This is a genomic window from Achromobacter sp. K91, from assembly GCF_003576205.1.
Lineage (GTDB): Bacteria > Pseudomonadota > Gammaproteobacteria > Burkholderiales > Burkholderiaceae_B > Achromobacter > Achromobacter aegrifaciens.
On the sequence record NZ_QWFB01000037.1, the window covers coordinates 70,320 to 88,242 of the forward strand.

The 17,923-nt window shown below is 65.5% G+C and carries 16 protein-coding genes and 1 other RNA gene; 5 read left to right on the forward strand and 12 right to left on the reverse strand.

Going from position 1 to position 17,923, the window contains the following annotated elements:
• Positions 1-20: 20 nt before the first annotated feature.
• The 10 genes from DXK93_RS19415 to gyrA form a co-directional block, all read right to left on the reverse strand.
• Positions 21-335 carry a lipopolysaccharide assembly LapA domain-containing protein gene (locus tag DXK93_RS19415; RefSeq protein ID WP_013392395.1) on the reverse strand — a complete coding sequence of 105 codons (315 nt, stop codon included), beginning with the start codon at positions 333-335 and terminating at the stop codon, positions 21-23.
• A 139-nt stretch (positions 336-474) separates the two neighbouring features.
• Positions 475-834, reverse strand: coding sequence for an integration host factor subunit beta (locus DXK93_RS19420; protein WP_013392394.1), 360 nt, complete (start codon positions 832-834; stop codon positions 475-477).
• A gap of 3 nt (positions 835-837) precedes the next feature.
• Entirely contained in the window at positions 838-2,550 is a 1,713-nt protein-coding gene (gene rpsA / locus DXK93_RS19425) for a 30S ribosomal protein S1 (RefSeq protein ID WP_026382780.1), read from the reverse strand.
• A 198-nt stretch (positions 2,551-2,748) separates the two neighbouring features.
• Positions 2,749-3,438, reverse strand: a complete 690-nt coding sequence (gene cmk, locus DXK93_RS19430) for a (d)CMP kinase (protein ID WP_054450894.1) — start codon at positions 3,436-3,438, stop codon at positions 2,749-2,751.
• Between the two features lie 13 nt (positions 3,439-3,451).
• The gene (gene aroA / locus DXK93_RS19435; protein ID WP_119450902.1) at positions 3,452-4,774 is read right to left on the reverse strand and encodes a 3-phosphoshikimate 1-carboxyvinyltransferase; all 1,323 of its coding nucleotides are present in this window, start codon (positions 4,772-4,774) and stop codon (positions 3,452-3,454) included.
• Positions 4,775-4,779: 5 nt separating this feature from the next.
• Positions 4,780-5,682 (reverse strand): prephenate dehydrogenase/arogenate dehydrogenase family protein, encoded by a 903-nt coding sequence (locus DXK93_RS19440; RefSeq protein ID WP_119450903.1) that lies wholly within the window; start codon positions 5,680-5,682, stop codon positions 4,780-4,782.
• Positions 5,679-6,800, reverse strand: a complete 1,122-nt coding sequence (gene hisC / locus DXK93_RS19445; RefSeq protein WP_119450992.1) for a histidinol-phosphate transaminase — start codon at positions 6,798-6,800, stop codon at positions 5,679-5,681. The genes DXK93_RS19440 and hisC overlap by 4 nt, the downstream gene beginning before the upstream one ends.
• Before the next feature lie 11 nt (positions 6,801-6,811).
• On the reverse strand, positions 6,812-7,897 hold the full coding sequence (pheA, locus tag DXK93_RS19450) for a prephenate dehydratase (RefSeq protein WP_119450904.1): 1,086 nt from the start codon (positions 7,895-7,897) through the stop codon (positions 6,812-6,814).
• Positions 7,890-9,020, reverse strand: a complete 1,131-nt coding sequence (gene serC, locus DXK93_RS19455) for a 3-phosphoserine/phosphohydroxythreonine transaminase (RefSeq protein WP_199728316.1) — start codon at positions 9,018-9,020, stop codon at positions 7,890-7,892. Before serC ends, pheA begins: the two co-directional genes overlap by 8 nt.
• Positions 9,020-11,689, reverse strand: a complete 2,670-nt coding sequence (gyrA, locus tag DXK93_RS19460) for a DNA gyrase subunit A (protein ID WP_119450906.1) — start codon at positions 11,687-11,689, stop codon at positions 9,020-9,022. The genes serC and gyrA overlap by 1 nt, the downstream gene beginning before the upstream one ends.
• A 414-nt stretch (positions 11,690-12,103) precedes the next feature.
• Here gyrA and ompA point away from each other — a divergent pair, with 414 nt between their 5' ends.
• The 5 genes from ompA (at position 12,104) to ssrA (ending at position 16,242) form a co-directional block, all read left to right on the forward strand.
• Positions 12,104-12,685: an outer membrane protein OmpA gene (gene ompA / locus DXK93_RS19465; RefSeq protein ID WP_013392385.1), complete on the forward strand. Its 582-nt coding sequence runs from the start codon at positions 12,104-12,106 to the stop codon at positions 12,683-12,685.
• A gap of 160 nt (positions 12,686-12,845) precedes the next feature.
• Entirely contained in the window at positions 12,846-13,571 is a 726-nt protein-coding gene (gene ubiG / locus DXK93_RS19470) for a bifunctional 2-polyprenyl-6-hydroxyphenol methylase/3-demethylubiquinol 3-O-methyltransferase UbiG (RefSeq protein ID WP_054450880.1), read from the forward strand.
• Complete coding sequence (locus tag DXK93_RS19475; RefSeq protein ID WP_054450877.1) at positions 13,568-14,242, forward strand: HAD-IA family hydrolase; 675 nt, start codon at positions 13,568-13,570, stop codon at positions 14,240-14,242. The genes ubiG and DXK93_RS19475 overlap by 4 nt, the downstream gene beginning before the upstream one ends.
• Before the next feature lie 341 nt (positions 14,243-14,583).
• A complete protein-coding gene (locus DXK93_RS19480) occupies positions 14,584-15,762 on the forward strand; it encodes an MFS transporter (RefSeq protein WP_119450907.1) in 1,179 nt (392 codons plus the stop codon).
• Between the two features lie 91 nt (positions 15,763-15,853).
• Positions 15,854-16,242, forward strand: a transfer-messenger RNA (tmRNA) gene (gene ssrA, locus DXK93_RS19485).
• Between the two features lie 81 nt (positions 16,243-16,323).
• On the opposite strand, the gene DXK93_RS19490 is transcribed toward ssrA, so the two are convergent.
• Entirely contained in the window at positions 16,324-16,734 is a 411-nt protein-coding gene (locus DXK93_RS19490) for a Zn-ribbon domain-containing OB-fold protein (protein ID WP_119450908.1), read from the reverse strand.
• Positions 16,735-16,736: 2 nt separating this feature from the next.
• Positions 16,737-17,894, reverse strand: coding sequence for an acetyl-CoA acetyltransferase (locus DXK93_RS19495; RefSeq protein ID WP_119450909.1), 1,158 nt, complete (start codon positions 17,892-17,894; stop codon positions 16,737-16,739).
• Positions 17,895-17,923: the final 29 nt, after the last annotated feature.

Below are 17,923 nucleotides of genomic sequence, written 5' to 3' on the forward strand. Positions count from 1 at the left end.
TCAGTGCTGACGCAACGGCATCACAGCGGCGACATCGGGGCCACGGCCTCCGGCGGCACGGCGGGCGTGGTGCCGGCAACGGCGGCCTGGACACGGTCCAGCTCGCGGCGCAGGCGCATGGCTTCGCGGCGGCGGCGCATGGCGGCGGGCACGGTCAGCAACAAGCCAAACAAGGCGCCCAAGACGAACACGACCAGCATCACAACGATGAGGGGCACGTCCTGCACCACGTAATCGGCGTAGAACTTCACGGCGACCGGATCCGTGTTTTTCAACGCGAACATCAATACTGCAACAAACACGAGCAATCGCAGGGCCCAGACTAGGTAGCGCATGGCGCATGCTCCAAAGAATTCAAGACTATCAATTGTAAGCGACGGATCCCGCCTGGCGCCAAAAAACAAAGCCCCTTGATTGCTCAAGGGGCTAGGTTCTCGGTCCGATCCGCCCGAAGGCGGCCTTACTGCCGTGCCGTCAATGCATGGCGTGCAGACTCACCATCGACGGCATCGGTTCACTCGATCCAGAAGATTGAGCGTCCTCGTCATTGCCGCCGGCCAAGTCCACCCGCTCGCGCAATTCCTTGCCCGCCTTGAAGTGCGGCACCTGTTTTCCAGGCACCAGCACCTGTTCGCCGGATTTCGGATTGCGACCGATGCGGGGAGACCGCTGCGACAGCGAGAAGCTGCCAAAACCGCGGATCTCGATGCGCTGACCCGAGGCCAGGGCCTGGGTCATTGCGTCGAGCACGGTCTTGACCGCGTAATCGGTGTCGCGGGCGGCCAGCTGAGGATAGCGGGCCGCCAAGGCGGCGATCAGCTCCGACTTGGTCACGAATTAACCGTCGTTGCGCTGTTGGTCCAGCTTGGCCTTCAGCAGCGCGCCGAGGTTGGTGGTGCCGGACGAAGCGCTGGCGTCGGACATGCGCTGGATCGTTTCGGCGGTTTCGGCGTTGTCGCGGGCCTTGATCGACAGCTGGATCGAACGCGTCTTGCGGTCGATGTTGACGATCATGGCTTCGATGTTCTCGCCGGCGGTCAGAACGGTGGTGGCGTCTTCAACGCGGCCCGAGGAGATCTCGGAAGCGCGCAGGTAGCCTTCAACGTCCACGGACAGCGTGACAACAGCGCCCTTGGCTTCGACCGACTTGATGGTGCCCGGAACAACGGCGCCCTTGTCGAACGTGGCAACGAAGTTGTTGAAGGGGTCGCCTTCCAGCTGCTTGATGCCCAGCGAGATGCGCTCCTTGTCGGTATCGATGCCCAGAACCACGGCTTCGATCTCGTCGCCCTTCTTGAAGTTGCGCACGGCTTCTTCGCCGGTTTCCGTCCACGACAGGTCGGACAGGTGAACCAGGCCATCGATGCCGCCGGGCAGGCCGACGAACACGCCGAAGTCGGTGATCGACTTGATGGCGCCGCGGACCTTGTCACCACGCTTGAAGTTGGTGGCGAACTCTTCCCACGGGTTCTGGCGGCACTGCTTCATGCCCAGCGAGATGCGACGACGGTCTTCGTCGATTTCCAGGACCATGACTTCGACTTCTTCGCCCAGGGTCACGACCTTGCGCGGATCGACGTTCTTGTTGGTCCAGTCCATTTCGGAGACGTGCACCAGGCCTTCGATGCCGGCTTCGACTTCAACGAACGCGCCGTAGTCGGTCAGGTTGGTGACCTTGCCGAACAGGCGGGTGCCTTGCGGGTAGCGGCGAGCCAGGCCCACCCACGGATCTTCGCCCAGCTGCTTGACGCCCAGGGAGACGCGGCTCTTTTCCTGGTCGAACTTGAGCACCTTGGCTTCGACTTCCTGACCCACTTGCAGGACTTCGGAGGGGTGACGCACACGGCGCCAGGCCATGTCGGTGATGTGCAGCAGGCCGTCGATGCCGCCCAGGTCCACGAACGCGCCGTAGTCGGTGATGTTCTTGACCACGCCCTTGACCACAGCACCTTCGTGCAGGGTTTCGAGCAGCTTCTGGCGCTCTTCGCCCATGCTGGCTTCCAGCACCTGGCGACGCGACAGAACGACGTTGTTGCGCTTGCGGTCGAGCTTGATGACCTTGAATTCGAGGGTCTTGCCTTCGTACGGGGTGGTGTCCTTGACCGGACGCAGGTCCACCAGCGAACCCGGCAGGAACGCGCGGATGCCGTTGGTCATGACGGTCAGGCCGCCCTTCACCTTGCCGGTGATGGTGCCGGTAACCAGTTCGCCGTTTTCCAGGGCCTTTTCCAGTTGCAGCCAGGCCGACAGGCGCTTGGCGCGGTCACGCGACAGGATGGTGTCGCCGTAGCCGTTTTCCAGGGAATCGATGGCCACCGAGACGAAATCGCCAGGTTGCACTTCGAGCTCGCCCTGGTCGTTCAGGAACTCTTCCAGGGGGATCAGCGCTTCGGACTTCAGGCCGGCGTTGACGACGACGAAGTTGTGGTCGACGCGCACGACTTCGGCGCTGATGACCTCGCCGGACTTCATGTCCTGGCTCTTGAGGCTTTGTGCGAAAAGGTCGGCGAAGCTTTCGCCGCCGGTGGCGGTAGTGGAAACGGAAGACATGGGGTTGAAATCCATTGGGCCGAAATGGCCGTTAAAAACACACCGCAGCGGATTGCCCGCCACAGTGGAGTCAAAATGCCTGCTTGCCGGTTTACCCTTGCGGGGTGTCCCGTGGGGGCTGCGCCTGGCTTGAACAGGGCCGATAAAAAAAAACAGAAAACTGCGGAGGATTCGAGAGAAAAGTCCGGGACCGGTAATTCAATCCGCGGCGGCGTTCTTCCAGAAATCCAGTATTGCCTGCACCGTTTCTGCAATCGTCAAATCAGACGAATCCAGCACGTGTGCATCCGCTGCGGGAGCCAAGGGAGCGGTAGTCCGCCCCATATCGCGGGCGTCCCGCTCGCGCATATCCCGTAGGAGGTCATCAAGATTAGCAGAAATTCCCTTTTCGATCAACTGCTTACAGCGCCTCTGCGCCCGCGCGACCACATCGGCTACCAGGAACACCTTCAGGGGCGCATCGGGAAACACCACCGTACCCATGTCGCGCCCGTCCGCAACCAGGCCCGGAGCCAGCCGGAAGGCGCGCTGGCGCTCGAGCAGCGCCTGGCGCACGCCCGGGAAGGCGGCCACGCGCGAGGCGAAGTTGCCGACTTCCTCGCGACGGATATCGTGGCCGACATCCACGCCCTCGAGGTAGACATGAGGCCCTTCGAAACGCACATCCAGGGTTTCGGCCACGCGCGCCACGGCGGGCTCGTCCTCGGGGGACAAGCCGCGGTTGAGCGCCGCCAGCGCGGTCAGGCGATAGAGCGCGCCGCTGTCGAGCACGGCCCAGCCCAGGGCCTTGGCGACGCGGTGGGCCACCGTGCCCTTGCCGGACGCGGTGGGGCCGTCGATGGTGATGACGGGGACAGTGGAGGAAGTTGCAGGGGAAATCGAAGTCATGGGCGATTCTTCGCTAGGCCGCTACCAGGCCCGCGTAAACATCAAAGTAACCCGGGAAGGTCTTGCTGACGCAGCCCGGGTCGAGAATACGGACGGCCGCCGGCCCGAAAGCCGCCAGCGAAAAGCACATTGCCATGCGGTGGTCGTCCCAGGTGCCGATGTGCGCATCGCGCCAGGCATCCTGCGCCGGCGGCGTCACGCGCAGCCAATCCGGCCCCGATTCCACCTGCGCGCCCAGCTTTTCCAGTTCGGTCTGCATGGCGTGGATGCGGTCGGTTTCCTTGACGCGCCAACTGCCGATGTTGCGCAGGCGACACGGGCCGTCGGCGTACAGCGCCAGGGCGGCCGCGGTCATGGCGGCGTCCGGGATCAGGTTGAAATCGGTGTCGAAGGCTTTCAGGCGTTCGCCCTGGGCGACGCGCGCGCCCGTCACCTCGATCCAGTCGGGACCGTAGGTCACGGTGGCGCCCATATCGGCCAGCGTGCCGGCAAAGGCGACGTCGCCCTGGATGCTGTCCGCGCCCACGCCGGTCACGCGCAGCGGCCCGCCGCCGATCGCGCCCAGCGCCAGGAAATAGGAAGCCGTCGAGGCGTCGCCTTCGACCGCGATCTGCCCGGGGCTGCGATAGGCCGCCCCGCCGTCGATGACGAAACGGCTCCAGCCGTCGCGCCGCACCTGCACGCCGAAGCGCGCCATCAGGTTCAACGTGATCTCGATGTACGGCTTGGAGATGAGCTCGCCCAGCACTTCGATCGTGACCGGCTTGCCGCTGCGGCCGGCCTGCAGCGGCGCGGCCATCAGCAAGGCAGTCAGGAACTGGCTGGACACCGAACCCTGCACGCGCGTGACCGCGTCCGCCGCGATGTCGCCGCGGCCGATATGCAGGGGCGGATAGCCAGGCTGGCCCAGGTAATCGATGCTGGCGCCCAAGCCCTTGAGCGCGTCGACCAGGTCGCCAATGGGGCGCTCGTGCATGCGCGGCACGCCCGACAGGCGGTAATCGCCGCCCATGAGCGCCAGCGCCGCGGTCAGCGGCCGGATCGCGGTGCCGGCGTTGCCCATGAACAGGTCGGCGCTTTCCACCGGAAAGCGGCGCACGCCCTGCACCGTGACACTGCCCGCCTCCAGTTCCGACACCTGCACGCCCAGCTGGCGCAAGGCGCCGAGCATGACGCGGGTGTCGTCGGAATCCAGCAAACCGGTGATGACGGTGCTGCCCTCGGCGATGGCGGACAGCAGCAGCACGCGGTTGGAAATGCTCTTGGAACCCGGCAGGGCCATCACGCCCCGCGCTTGCCGCACGCGCGGCAGATCGAGATAAGGCAAAGCGCCCATGTCAGCTACTCCTTGCGCCAGTTGCGGCGGGCGCGGGCCGCCGTGTCCAGCAGCGTCAGCAAAGCCGCGCCATCGCCATCGGCAATGGCGCGTTCGGCACGATCCAGCACCGTGCGCACGTCGGCCAGTTCGGCCAGCATGGCGTCGCGGTTGGACAGAAAAATGTCGCGCCACATCTCGGGCGAACCCGCGGCGATGCGCGTGAAGTCGCGAAAGCCGCTGCCCGCCAGCGCCAGGCGCGTGGAAGCATCGGTGGCCTCGGCCACTTGCTCCATGTACACCGCCGATAGCAGATGCGGCAAATGGCTGACCGAAGCCAGCACGCGGTCATGGGCGTCGGCGTCCATGTCGATCACGTCCGCCCCGCAAGCCTGCCATGCCCGGCGCACCAGCTCCAGCGAGGCCGCGCCATTCTCGGCCAGCGGCGTCAGGATGACGGTGCGCTTGCGGTACAGGTCGGCATCGGCCGCCTCCGGTCCGGTGCGCTCTGCGCCGGCGATGGGATGGCCAGGCACGAACTGCGCGATCCGGTCGCCCAGGGCGGCGCGTGCGGCCTCGACCACTTCGGCCTTGGTACTGCCCCCATCCGTCAGCACGGTATCGGAGCGCAGATGCGCGCGCATGCGCGACAGCACGTCGCCCAGCCCGCCCACTGGCGTCGCCAGCAGGATCAGATCGGCGCGCGCCGCGGCATCCTCTGCGGAAGCGGCTTCGTCGATCAGCCCTAGTTCAACGGCGCGGGCCAGCGATTGCGCGTTGCGCCCTACCCCAAGCACCCGGCCCACCTGCCCCGCCCGGCGCAAGGCCGCGGCGAAGGATCCGCCGATCAGGCCCACGCCTACTACGGCCAATACAGGAATCAGGGGGCCAGCGGCCCCCTGATCGGATTTCGGTGACGCGTCGTTCATGCGGACAGGATGGCGCTCAAGGCTTCGATGAACCGCTCGTTTTCCTGCGGCAGTCCGATGGACACCCGCAGCCACTCCGGCAAGCCGTCGCCGGCAACCGGGCGCACGATCACGCCGCGCTTGAGCAGCTCCAGGTTGATGCGCGGGGCGTCGCCCACATGCACCAGCACGAAGTTGCCGTAGCTGGGCACGTAGCGCAGCTTCAGGCGCTCGAACGCGGCGCACAACTGCGCCTTGCCCGCCTTGTTGGAGGCATAGGCCTCTTCCAGGTAGGCCGCGTCGCGCAACGCGGCGATGGCCGCGGCCTGCGCCAGCGTATTGACGTTGAACGGCTGGCGCACGCGATTCAGCAGATCCGTCAGGGCCGGCTGCGCCACCGCGAAGCCCACGCGCAGCCCCGCCAGGCCGTAGGCCTTGGAGAAGGTGCGCGACACGATCAGGTTGGAATAGCGGCGCACCAGCGCGGTGCTGTCGAAGCGGAACTCGGGGTCGAGGTACTCGTTGTAGGCCTCGTCCAGGACCACCGTCACGCGATCGCCGTGGGCGGCGTGGACGCGCTCCAGGAAGGCCGCGACCTGGTCGCCCGGCACGAAGGTGCCGGTGGGGTTGTTCGGGTTGGCGATGAACAGCAGCCGCGTATCGTCGGCGATGGCATCGAACATCGCATCCAGGTCATGCCCGTAGTCCTTGGCCGGCACCACGATGTGGCGGGCGCCGCGCGCCTGGGTGGCCAGGCGGTAGACCGCGAACGAGTGCTGCGCATAGACCGCCGACACGCCCGGCTCCAGCAGCGCCAGCGCCGCGATTTCCAGGATGTCGTTGGAGCCGTTGCCCAGCGTGACCCAGCTCATCGGCACGCCGTAGCGTTCAGCCAGCGCCGACTTCAGGTCGAAGCCGTTGGGATCGGGATAGCGCGCCAGCGACTCGGCCGCGGCCAGCATCGCCTCGCGCGCCGACTTGGGCATGCCCAGCGGGTTTTCATTGGACGCCAGTTTGACGATCCCGGCCGGGTCCAGCCCGAATTCGCGGGCCAGTTCTTCGATGGGCTTGCCGGCCTGGTAAGGCGCGATGGCGCTGACGTGCGCCGGAGCAACGAGGGGCTTGGATGCGGTGGTCATGTCGGAAGGGCTCACGGCGCCGGGTAGGAACCCAGCACTTTCAGGTAGGCAACCTGCGCCTGCAAGGCGGCCAGGGCGCGTTCGACGTTCGGGTCATTGCGGTGACCCAGGACGTCCACATAGAAATAGTATTCCCACTGGCCGGTGCGGGCCGGCCGCGACTCGAAGCGCGTCATGGACACGCCATTGGCCGCCAGCGGCGCCAGCATTTCGTAGACGGCGCCAGCGCGGTTCGGCACGGCCAGGATCAGGCTGGTCTTGTCCTTGCCGCTGACCAGCGGCTCGATGTTGCCGATCGCCAGGAAGCGCGTGCGGTTATGCGGGTCGTCCTGAATGCCCGCGGCCACGATCTGCAGGTTCCAGGCGGGCGCCGCCACTTCACCGGCGATCGCCGCGATGCTCGGGTCGCCCGCGGCAGCGCGCGCGGCCTCGGAATTGCTGGACGCGGCCACGCGGGCCACATCGGGATGGTTGCGCGTGAGCCAGCCCTGGCACTGGGCCAGCGCCTGCGGATGCGCGGAAATCGTCTTGATGCCGTCCATGCTGCCGGACTGCGACATCAGGCAATGGCGAATGACCAGCGAACGCTCGCCCAGGATCTTCAGCGGCGTGTTCAGCAGCAGGTCCAGGCTGCGGTTGACCGCGCCTTCGGTGGAGTTTTCGACCGGAACCATGCCGACGTCGGCCTGCCCCGCCTCGACGGCGCGGAAGACTTCGTCAAACGAAGCGCAAGGCAGCTTCTGCACGGCGTGGCCGAAATGCTCCTGCGCCGCCTGTTCCGAGAACGAGCCCTGCGGCCCCAGGAAGGCGACCGTCATGCCGCGCTCCAGGCCGCGGCAGGCCGAGATGATTTCGGTCCAGACCGCGGCCACGCCAGCGTTCGGGAACGGGCCGGGATTGGTCTGCTGCAGGCGGCGGATGACCTCGGCTTCGCGCTCGGGGCGCAGCACGGGGCCATCGGCATTCGCGGCGTGCTTGGCCTCGCCCACTTCCAGGGCGGCGCTTGCGCGCTGCGTCAGGAGGTCGAGGATCTGGGCGTCCAACGCGTCGATGCGCTGACGCAAGGGGAGCAGCTTGCGCTGCAGATCGTCATCCATAGCGACGCTCGAATTCCTTGAGGTACTCGACCAGCGCCGTGACCCCAGCCAGGGGCACCGCGTTGTAGATCGAGGCGCGCATGCCGCCCACGCTCTTGTGGCCCTTGAGCTGCGTCAGGCCGGCCGCGTCCGCGCCTTGCAGGAAGGCGTCGTTGAGCGATTCGTCGCGCAGCACGAACGGCACGTTCATGCGCGAGCGCACCGGTGCGTGGATGGGATTGCGGTAGAAGCTGGTGCTGTCCAGATAGCCGTACAGCAGATCGGCCTTGGCCTTGTTCGCGGCTTCCATGCCGGCCACGCCGCCATTGGCCTTGACCCACTTGAAGACCAGGCCGGCGACGTAGATGGGGAAGGTGGGCGGCGTGTTGTAGCGCGAATGCTCCGCGGCCACGTTGGCGTAATCGAACGCGGACGGGCAGATCGGCAAGGCGTGGCCGATCAGGTCGCGGCGCGCGATGACCATGGTCACGCCCGCCGGGCCGGCATTCTTTTGCGCGCCGGCGTACATCATGCCGCAGCGCGTCACGTCCATCGGACGCGACAGGAAATGCGAGGACGCGTCGACGACCAGCGGCACGTCGGGCGCGCCCAGCGCGGCGGTGTCGGGCCAGTCCATGAACTCGACGCCGCCGATGGTTTCATTGCTGCACAGGTGCAGATAGGCCGAATCCTGGCGCACTTGCCAGGTATCGGCCGGCGGCACCCAGGTCAGCGGCGCCTGCTCGCGGCCATCCAGCTGGATGGCCTGCTCGCTGCTTGCCGCCACATGGGTGCTGCCGTAGCGGCCGGCTTCCTTGTACGAACGCTTGGACCAATGGCCCGTCACGACGAAGTCGGCCGCCGGCGTACCGCGGCGTCCCATGAGATTCATGGGAACGATGGCGTTTTCCCCGGAACCGCCGCCCTGCATGAACATGACGGCGTAGTCCGCCGGCAGTCCGAGCAGGTCGCGCAGATCGGACTCTGCTTCATCGCAGATCTGCACGAAATGCTTGCCGCGATGGCTCATTTCCATCACGGACATGCCGCTGCCGTGCCAGTCCAGCATTTCCGCAGCGGCTTGCTGCAGCACCACCTCGGGCAAGGCCGAGGGGCCTGCCGAGAAGTTCCAGGGGCGGGCCATTATTGCTCCGTAGGTTCCGTCGAATCCGTCGAGTCCGCAGCGCCGTTGTCGTCGCCGCCGTCCGCGTCCTGGCCGTCTTCGCCCAGGTCGCCGTCATCGTCCGCATCGCTTTCCACGACGCGGCGCACGCCGGACAGAGAGCTGCCGTCGTCGACGTTGATGAGCGTGACGCCTTGCGTGGCGCGGCCCATTTCGCGGATTTCAGAGACGCGGGTGCGCACCAGCACGCCGCCGGTCGTGATCAGCATGATCTCGTCCGAAGGCATGACCAGCACCGCGCCCACGACCTTGCCGTTGCGCGAGCTGGTCTGGATGGCGATCATGCCCTTGGTGCCGCGGCCGTGACGCGTGTACTCGGTGATCGGGGTGCGCTTGCCGTAGCCGTTTTCGGTGGCGGTCAGCACGCTTTGCGTTTCGTCGCCAGCCACCAGCAGCGCGATGACGGTCTGGGTGTCTTCCAGCATCATGCCGCGCACGCCGCGGGCGTTGCGGCCCATCGGACGCACGTCGTTCTCGTCGAAGCGCACGGCCTTGCCGGCGTCCGAGAACAGCATGACGTCATGCTGGCCGTCGGTCAGGTCGGCGCCGATCAGGTAGTCGCCGTCGTCCAGGTCCACGGCGATGATGCCCGCCTTGCGCGGGTTGGAGAAGTCAGACAGCGGGGTCTTCTTGACCGTGCCGCGCGAGGTCGCCATGAAGACGTAGTGGTCTTCGCTGAATTCCTTGACCGGCAGCACCACGGTGATCTTCTCGCCTTCGGCCAACGGGAACATGTTGACGATGGGCTTGCCGCGCGAGTTGCGCGTGCCTTGCGGCACTTCCCAGACCTTCAGCCAGTACACGCGGCCGCGGTTGGAGAAGCACAGCAGGAAGTCGTGCGTGTTGGCGATGAACAACTGGTCGATCCAGTCGTTTTCCTTCATGGCCGTGGCCTGCTTGCCGCGTCCGCCGCGCTTTTGCGAGCGGTACTCGGACAGCGGCTGGCTCTTGATGTAGCCGCCGTGCGACAGGGTCACGACCATGTCGGTCGGCGTGATCAGGTCTTCGGTGTCGAGCTCGGTGGCGTTGAGTTCGATTTCCGAGCGGCGCGTATCCTTCGCGCCGGTCGAGAACTCCGCCTTGATGGCCTGCAGCTCTTCGCCAATGACCGTGGTGATGCGCTCAGGACGCGCCAGGATATCCAGCAGGTCGGCGATGGTGGACATGATGTCCTTGTATTCGCCGACGATCTTGTCCTGCTCCAGCCCGGTCAGGCGTTGCAGGCGCATGTTCAGGATTTCCTGGGCCTGCGTGTCGCTCAGGCGGTACAGGCCGTCGCCCTGGAGGCCGAACTCGGCGCCCAGGTCGTCCGGACGGAAGGCCGCGCGGCCTCCCGGCGTGTCGCCGTCGGCGCGCGACAGCATTTCGCGCACCAGCGACGAATCCCACGACTTCGCCATCAGTTCCTGGCGCGCGACCGGCGGGGTCGGAGCTGCCTTGATGATGGCGATGAAATCGTCGATGTTGGCAAGCGCGACGGCCAGGCCTTCCAGCACGTGGCCGCGTTCGCGGGCCTTGCGCAGCTGGAACACCGTGCGGCGCGTGACCACTTCGCGGCGATGCTGCAGGAAGTAGTCGATCATCTGCTTCAGGTTGAGCAGGCGGGGCTGGCCGTCGACCAGCGCCACCAGGTTCATCCCGAAGGTATCTTGCAGCTGCGTGTTCTTGTAGAGGTTGTTCAGGACAACCTCGGGAACCTCGCCGCGCTTGAGCTCGATGACCAGGCGCATCCCGTCCTTGTCGGACTCGTCGCGGATGTCCGAGATGCCTTCGATCTTCTTGTCGTTGACGAGCTCGGCGATGCGTTCCTGCAGCGTCTTCTTGTTGACCTGGTAGGGGATCGCGTCGACCACGATGGCCTGGCGATTGCCCTTCTCCATGTCCTCGAAGTGGGTCTTGGCGCGCATGATGACGCGGCCGCGACCGGTGCGATAGCCTTCGCGCACGCCGGACATGCCGTAGATGATGCCGCCAGTGGGGAAATCGGGGGCCGGGATGAGCTCCATGAGCTCATCGACCGAGCAGCCCGGATTGCGCAGGCAGTACAGGCAGCCGTCGACCACTTCCTGGAGGTTGTGGGGCGGAATATTGGTGGCCATGCCCACCGCGATGCCCGAGCTGCCGTTGACCAGCAGGTTGGGCAGGCGCGACGGCAACAGCAGCGGTTCTTGTTCGCTGCCGTCGTAATTGGGGCCGAAGTCCACCGTTTCCTGGTCGATGTCGGCCAGCAATTCGTGGGCGATCTTGGCCAGGCGAATTTCGGTGTAACGCATCGCCGCGGCGTTGTCGCCGTCGATCGAGCCGAAGTTGCCCTGGCCGTCGACCAGCATGTAGCGCATGGAGAAATCCTGCGCCATGCGGACGATGGTGTCGTAGACGGACTGGTCGCCGTGGGGGTGGTATTTACCGATGACGTCCCCGACGATACGCGCCGACTTCTTATAGGCGCGGTTCCAATCGTTGTTCAGTTCGTGCATCGCGTAGAGCACGCGCCGGTGGACAGGCTTGAGGCCGTCCCGCACATCCGGTAGCGCCCGCCCGACGATCACGCTCATCGCGTAATCGAGGTAACTGCGGCGCATCTCTTCTTCCAGCGATACCGGAAGCGTCTCCTTGGCAAAGGAATCCATATATATAACGACAGAATCGTGTAAGGAGGAACCCGGGCCGGGTAAACAGGAAATTCTATCATCCGATTCCCGCGACGGTCAGAAGGCGCTCCCCAAGCGGCGCCTCGACCGGCCGGACGGGAAGATATGGGGCGGCGACCAACCGCGCGTCCGCCCGCGTCCCGCGGCCCTGTTGTCAAAAACCAACATGGAAAACCGAAGGAGCGCCGAAAACGTCATATCCAGCGCCAATGCGCCTCTCCAGGGAAGCCAAAGCCCCCCAAATGCCTTAAGATTGTTTCCAGCACGCAGGAAACCCAGTAGCTATTCCTTTGAACCAGCTCTTGGCGTTGCTATACTGGCCCCGTTTTCCTGATATGCGGCGGGGGTTCGCTGCGAGTCACTTATCCAGCTTCAAGCTCAACGAGGAGAAACATGAACAAACCCTCCAAATTCGCTCTGGCGCTCGCCTTCGCCGCCGTCACGGCCTCTGGTGTAGCTTCCGCGCAAACCGTGGACAACTGGCGCAACCCGTTCGGTGACGTTTGGAAGAACGGCACGAACGAACTGTGCTGGCGCGATGCATTCTGGACCCCGGCCACCGGTATCCCCGGTTGCGACGGCGTGCCGGTTGCACAACAGAAGGCGAAGCCGGCCCCGATGGCGGCCAAGGTCGTGTTCAATGCTGACACGTTCTTCGACTTCGACAAGTCGACGCTGAAGCCCGAAGGCCGTCAGCTGCTGGACCAAGTCGCCCAGCAAGCTCGCGGTATCGACCTCGAAACCATCATTGCTGTGGGCCACACCGACTCGATCGGTACCGAAGCCTACAACCAGAAGCTGTCCGAGCGCCGCGCCGCTTCGGTCAAGACCTACCTGGTCAGCAAGGGTATCGACCCGAACCGTATCTACACGGAAGGCAAGGGTGAGCTGAACCCGATCGCTTCCAACAAGACGAAGGAAGGCCGCGCCCAAAACCGTCGCGTTGAGATCGAAATCGTGGGTAGCCGCAAGTAATTGCTGGACTAGCTACAATAAGGGGGCCTCGCATAGCGAGGCCCTTTTTTTCGCCAGCCACGCACCAAAGCGGTGCAGGGCTGCGCCGCCCCTCCCTCGCCCGGCGCGATGGACCCCTCTATATATAGAGTCATAGAGTCGCCTTACGCTGAACCTGCCCATGACTACGCAAACCCACGATACCGCCCGCCCCATCAACGCCGACCAGGCCGAAATCGACAAGTTCGGCGCCCTGGCCAGCCGCTGGTGGGATCCCGAAAGCGAGTTCAAGCCCCTGCACGCCATCAACCCGCTACGGCTGGAATGGATCCAGGAATGCGCAGGCAGCCTGGCGGGCAAGAAGGTGCTGGACGTGGGCTGCGGCGGCGGCATCCTGTCCGAAGCCATGGCGCGCAGCGGCGCCGAGGTGACCGGCATCGACCTGGCCGACAAGTCCCTGAAGGTGGCTCGCCTGCATGGCCTGGAATCGGGCGTGAAGGTGGAGTACCGCAAGGTTCCGGTGGAGGAACTCGCAGCGGAACAACCCGGCCAGTACGACGTGGTGACCTGCATGGAAATGCTGGAACACGTGCCGGATCCGGCGTCCATCGTGCGCGCCTGCTCGACCCTGGTGAAACCGGGCGGCTGGGTGTTCTTCTCGACGCTGAACCGCAATCCCAAGTCCTTCCTGTTCGCCATCGTGGGCGCGGAATATGTCCTGCGCCTGCTGCCGCGCGGCACGCACAGCTATGACCAGTTCATCAAGCCCAGCGAGCTGTCGGCAGCCGCGCGCGGCGCCAACCTGGAACCGGTCAGCATGCGCGGCATGGAATACAACCCGATCACCCAGATCTACACCCTGTCGTCCGACACCTCGGTCAATTACCTGATGGCTACCCGCAAATGAGCGCCCTGATCCTGTTTGACTTCGACGGCACGCTGGCCGACACCGCCCCCGACCTGGCCGCCGCAGCCAACCGCCAGCGCACCCGCAAGGGACTGGAACCTATGCCGTACGAGGCCCTGCGCCCGGTCGCATCCCAGGGCGCCCGCGGCCTGCTGCGCGTGGCGCTGGACCTGAAGCCGGGCGACGCCGACTACGAGCCCACCCGGCTGCAGTTCCTGGAAGACTACGCCGCCGGCTCCACCGTCCACAGCAAGCTGTTTCCCGGCATCGAAGCGCTGCTGGCGGACATCCGCAACCGCGGACTGTCCTGGGGCATCGTGACCAACAAGGTCACCTATCTGACCCTGCCCATCGTCGAATACCTGGACCTGACGCGCGACAGTGCCGTCCTGGTCTGCGGCGACACCACGGCTCACGCCAAGCCGCACCCGCTGCCGTTGCAGCACGCCGCGCGCGAAGCCGGCTTCGCCGTAGACCGTTGCGTCTATGTCGGCGACGATCTGCGCGACATCCAGGCCGCGCACGCGGCGGGCATGCCGGCGGTCGCGGCCGCTTACGGCTACGTCGGCGAAGACGACAACATCACGGCCTGGGAAGCGGAAACCTGCGCCAATTCCCCCGCGGAACTCTGGTCCGCCATCCAGCCGCTGCTGCCCAGCGACCTGCGGTAAGCCTGCCTGACCGGGCCGCCACGCGGCCCGGCTCCTGTCTTGCTGTTGTTCGTGAAAATTAGTTGAGTTTCCCGAACAATATTTCCGAAACCAGGGCCTTTATCCTGAAACCAAAGTCACTTAAAGTGTGGCTTATGCAAGGCATGCGGGTGCTTCCCGATTGCCTTTTCCGGCTGATGCCGGAGGTTGCGGACACCGCCGTCCGCCACTGATCCCTGCCACGGCGCCCTTCGGCCCCGTTGCTCTGCCCGGCATTCAGGCCGGCGCACACCTGACCTTTTTTAGACCGCCCACAACGCCCCCCGCGCGCCGCCTTGCCGCGTCGCGCCAGAGGAATGCCTATGCTATTGCCCATCCTGTTACTTTCCGCCGCCGGCTTCACCATCCTGACGACAGAGTTCCTGATCATCGGGCTGCTGCCCGGCCTGGCCCGCGACCTGAACGTCACCGTGTCCCAGGCCGGCCTGCTGGTATCGCTGTTCGCCTTCACGGTGGCGGCGACCGGTCCGCTGCTCACGGCGCTCATGGCCAACATAGAGCGCAAGCGCCTGTTCATTGGCGTGCTGGTGCTGTTCGGCCTGTCCAACGCCCTGGCGGCCGTCGCGCCGAACATCTGGGTCATGGCCGTGGCGCGCCTCGTCCCTGCCCTGGCTCTGCCGGTGTTCTGGTCGCTGGCCAGCGCCACGGCCGTGGAACTGGTCGGCCCGGCGCGCGCCGGCCGCGCCATCTCCATGGTTGCCTTCGGCATCGTCGCGGCCACGGTATTCGGCATCCCCATCGGCGTGCTGATTTCCGACGCCTTCGGCTGGCGCGCCGCCTTTGGCGTGCTGTCGGCGGTGGCGTTCGCCAAGGCCCTGCTCTTGCTGTTCGCCTTCCCCAGCACCCGCATCCGCGCCGACAGCGTCAAGCTCATCACGCAGCTGCGCATCCTGCGCAACCCGATCGTGGTCGGCCATGTGCTGCTGTCGCTGCTGGTTTTCACCGGCATGTTCACGGCCTACACCTACCTGGCGGACATGCTGGAGCGGCTGGCCGGTTTCAACGGCCAGATCGTCGGTTGGACGATGATGGCATTCGGCGCCGTCGGTTTGATCGGCAACACCCTGGGCGGCCGCATGGTGGACCGCAGCCCCCTGGGCGCGACCGCCTTATTCTCGGCGCTGATGGCGGCAGGATTGGCCGTGATCGCCCCCGTGATGCAGTCGCACGGACTGCTGGCCGTGGCGCTGGGCGTCTGGGGCATTGCGCAAGCCGCGCTCTTCATCGTCTGCCACGTGCGGCTGATGAAGTCCGCGCCGGAAGCGCCGGCCTTTGCCGCGTCCCTGAATATCTCGGGCGCCAACACCGGCATCGGCCTGGGCGCCGTGGTCGGCGGGTACGTCATCGACAACTACGGACTGGCCTCGCTGGGCTGGGCCGCGGCCGTCATCGTCGGCATCTCCGTGGTCCTGGCCTTCGCGCTGATGGCGGCTTCGCGCCCGCGCCGGGAGCCCAAGGCGGCCTGCGCCAACGCCGTGTGACGGCCCGCCTGTATCGTCTGCGCCACGCCCGGGCATGGCGGCGCAGACGATGCAGCAGGCTATGGCGTTTCCCAGTACAATAGATCCTCTTGGGGCCGATCCGGATTCGACGTGGGTCGCGAAACAACTCAGGGCATGCCGAGCACCAGTACGCTCGTTAAACCACTGGAACACTACAAACGCCAACGACGAGCGTTTCGCTCTCGCCGCTTAAGCGGTGAGCCGCTGCACTGATCTGTCCTTGGGTCAGGCGGGGGAAGGCAACTTCCTAGGGGGGCAACCCTCGAACCGCAGCAGCGACATTCACAAGGAATCGGTTTGAACTGGGGTCACACGGTTCAAATTTAAATTACGTGAATCGCTCTGGTCCGGCCTGTCGGTTGGCTAAGTCCAGGGTTAAAACCAAATAAATCGACTACGCATGTAGAACTGGTTGCGGAGGGCTTGCGGACGGGGGTTCAATTCCCCCCGGCTCCACCAAATACCGCAGAAGGCCGGTCTGATTCAAAGTCAGACCGGCCTTTTTTATTTGCCTGCGCCGGCCACCGGCCGGCGCTGTGCTCACACCTCCAGCCTGAACTGCGGCAAGGTGATCTCGTCCGACACCTGTTCGAAACACACCCGCACCCGGCTTCCTATCCGAACCGCCTCGGGCGGGGTGTCGATGATGTTGGCCATCATGCGCACGCCTTCGTCCAGGTCGATCATGGCGACCACATATGGCACTTTTCCGCTCAGGGCGGCATTGCTCGGACGCCGGTTGACGGTGTAGGTGTAGACGGTGCCCAGTCCTGCGGAGTCGATCCACTCGATGCTGTCGGACAGGCAGGCGGTGCAGAATTCGCGCGGATAGAACTGGCGCGTCTTGCAGCAGGCGCATTGCTGGATGACCAGGCGGCTTTCCTTCGCCGCGTCCCAGTAAGGCTGGGTGATCCGGGTCGGTTGCGGCAGCGGGCGTTGGGCGAGTTCCATGGTCAGACTCCGAGTATCAGGGTGGTGTTGCAGGAAAAAACCAGGCCTGGCGCGTGCACCAGGGCCAGTTCGGCGCGGGGCAGCTGGCGCTCGCCGCATTCCTTGCGCAATTGGTGCACGGCCTCGAGCAGCAGCAGCATGCCGAACTGGCCGGGATGGTTGTAGGACAGGCCGCCGCCCGAGGTATTGATGGGGAAGTCGCCCCCCGGAGCCAGGCGTCCGTCCGCCACGAAGGCCCCACCCTCCCCGCGCTTGCAGAAGCCCAGTTCTTCCAGCGACTGGATCACGCCGATGGTGAAATGGTCGTAGATCTGCACCACGTCGATGTCGGCGCGCGTGACGCCGGCCATGGCGAGCGCGGCGTCGGCCGTCTGCGCCACATTGGTGTCCAGCCAGTCCGCCGTGTTGAAGGGCGTGTAGTGGTGCGAGAAGGATTCGGCGATGCCCATCACGTAGACCGGCGGCCGCTTGAGCTCTCGCGCTCGCGCCGCGGACGTGATGATGACCGCGCCGCCGGCGTCGGTCACCAGGCAGCAGTCACGCTGGCGCAAGGGGTCGGCAATCAACTTGGACGCCATGACTTCCTCGATCGAGGTGTCCTCGCGGCGGTAGGCCTTGGGGTTGAGCTGCGCCCATTTGCGCGCCGCCACCGCCACTTCGGCCAGGTCCTTGTGGGTGGTGCCGTAGCGCTGCATGTGCAGCTGCGCCACCATCGCGTAGTAGCCGATAGGGCTCAGCTGCCCATACGGCGTGATGAACTGTCCGCGCGGCATGCGCATGTCTTCGGGCGTGCCGCCCACCTTGCGCGTGCCGTCCGACAGCTGGGTGCTGCCGTAGGCCACCAGCGCCACCTCGCACATGCCGGCCTCGATGGCGGCCATGGCGTGGCGGATGTGCATGACGCTGGACATGCCGCCCACGCTGGTCGAATCCACATAGCGCGGCCGTATGCCCAGGTATTCCGCCAGGTGCAGCCCGGCGAACTTGTCGTCCACGTGCGCGAACACGCCGTCGACGTCCTTGAGCGTCAGGCCGGCATCGCGCAGCGCGCGGGCCGCTGCCTGCGCCTGCAGGTCCAGCGAGGTCATCCCGGGCACTTTCCCCAGGTCGGATTCGGCGGCGCCGACGATGGCAACCGATTTCGAGAGATGCTTGCTCATGTAGGGATCTGTTCCTGTCGAAGTCGAAG

What these genes read in the sequence shown, in the direction of transcription:
- DXK93_RS19415 (WP_013392395.1), bottom strand. Translation starts at nt 335, where the DNA reads ATGCGCTACCTAGTCTGGGCCCTGCGATTGCTCGTGTTTGTTGCAGTA.
- rpsA (WP_026382780.1), bottom strand. Translation starts at nt 2,550, where the DNA reads ATGTCTTCCGTTTCCACTACCGCCACCGGCGGCGAAAGCTTCGCCGAC.
- cmk (WP_054450894.1), bottom strand. Translation starts at nt 3,438, where the DNA reads ATGACTTCGATTTCCCCTGCAACTTCCTCCACTGTCCCCGTCATCACC.
- aroA (WP_119450902.1), bottom strand. Translation starts at nt 4,774, where the DNA reads ATGGGCGCTTTGCCTTATCTCGATCTGCCGCGCGTGCGGCAAGCGCGG.
- DXK93_RS19440 (WP_119450903.1), bottom strand. Translation starts at nt 5,682, where the DNA reads ATGAACGACGCGTCACCGAAATCCGATCAGGGGGCCGCTGGCCCCCTG.
- hisC (WP_119450992.1), bottom strand. Translation starts at nt 6,800, where the DNA reads ATGACCACCGCATCCAAGCCCCTCGTTGCTCCGGCGCACGTCAGCGCC.
- pheA (WP_119450904.1), bottom strand. Translation starts at nt 7,897, where the DNA reads ATGGATGACGATCTGCAGCGCAAGCTGCTCCCCTTGCGTCAGCGCATC.
- serC (WP_199728316.1), bottom strand. Translation starts at nt 9,020, where the DNA reads ATGGCCCGCCCCTGGAACTTCTCGGCAGGCCCCTCGGCCTTGCCCGAG.
- gyrA (WP_119450906.1), bottom strand. Translation starts at nt 11,689, where the DNA reads ATGGATTCCTTTGCCAAGGAGACGCTTCCGGTATCGCTGGAAGAAGAG.
- ompA (WP_013392385.1), top strand. Translation starts at nt 12,104, where the DNA reads ATGAACAAACCCTCCAAATTCGCTCTGGCGCTCGCCTTCGCCGCCGTC.
- ubiG (WP_054450880.1), top strand. Translation starts at nt 12,846, where the DNA reads ATGACTACGCAAACCCACGATACCGCCCGCCCCATCAACGCCGACCAG.
- DXK93_RS19475 (WP_054450877.1), top strand. Translation starts at nt 13,568, where the DNA reads ATGAGCGCCCTGATCCTGTTTGACTTCGACGGCACGCTGGCCGACACC.
- DXK93_RS19480 (WP_119450907.1), top strand. Translation starts at nt 14,584, where the DNA reads ATGCTATTGCCCATCCTGTTACTTTCCGCCGCCGGCTTCACCATCCTG.
- DXK93_RS19490 (WP_119450908.1), bottom strand. Translation starts at nt 16,734, where the DNA reads ATGGAACTCGCCCAACGCCCGCTGCCGCAACCGACCCGGATCACCCAG.
- DXK93_RS19495 (WP_119450909.1), bottom strand. Translation starts at nt 17,894, where the DNA reads ATGAGCAAGCATCTCTCGAAATCGGTTGCCATCGTCGGCGCCGCCGAA.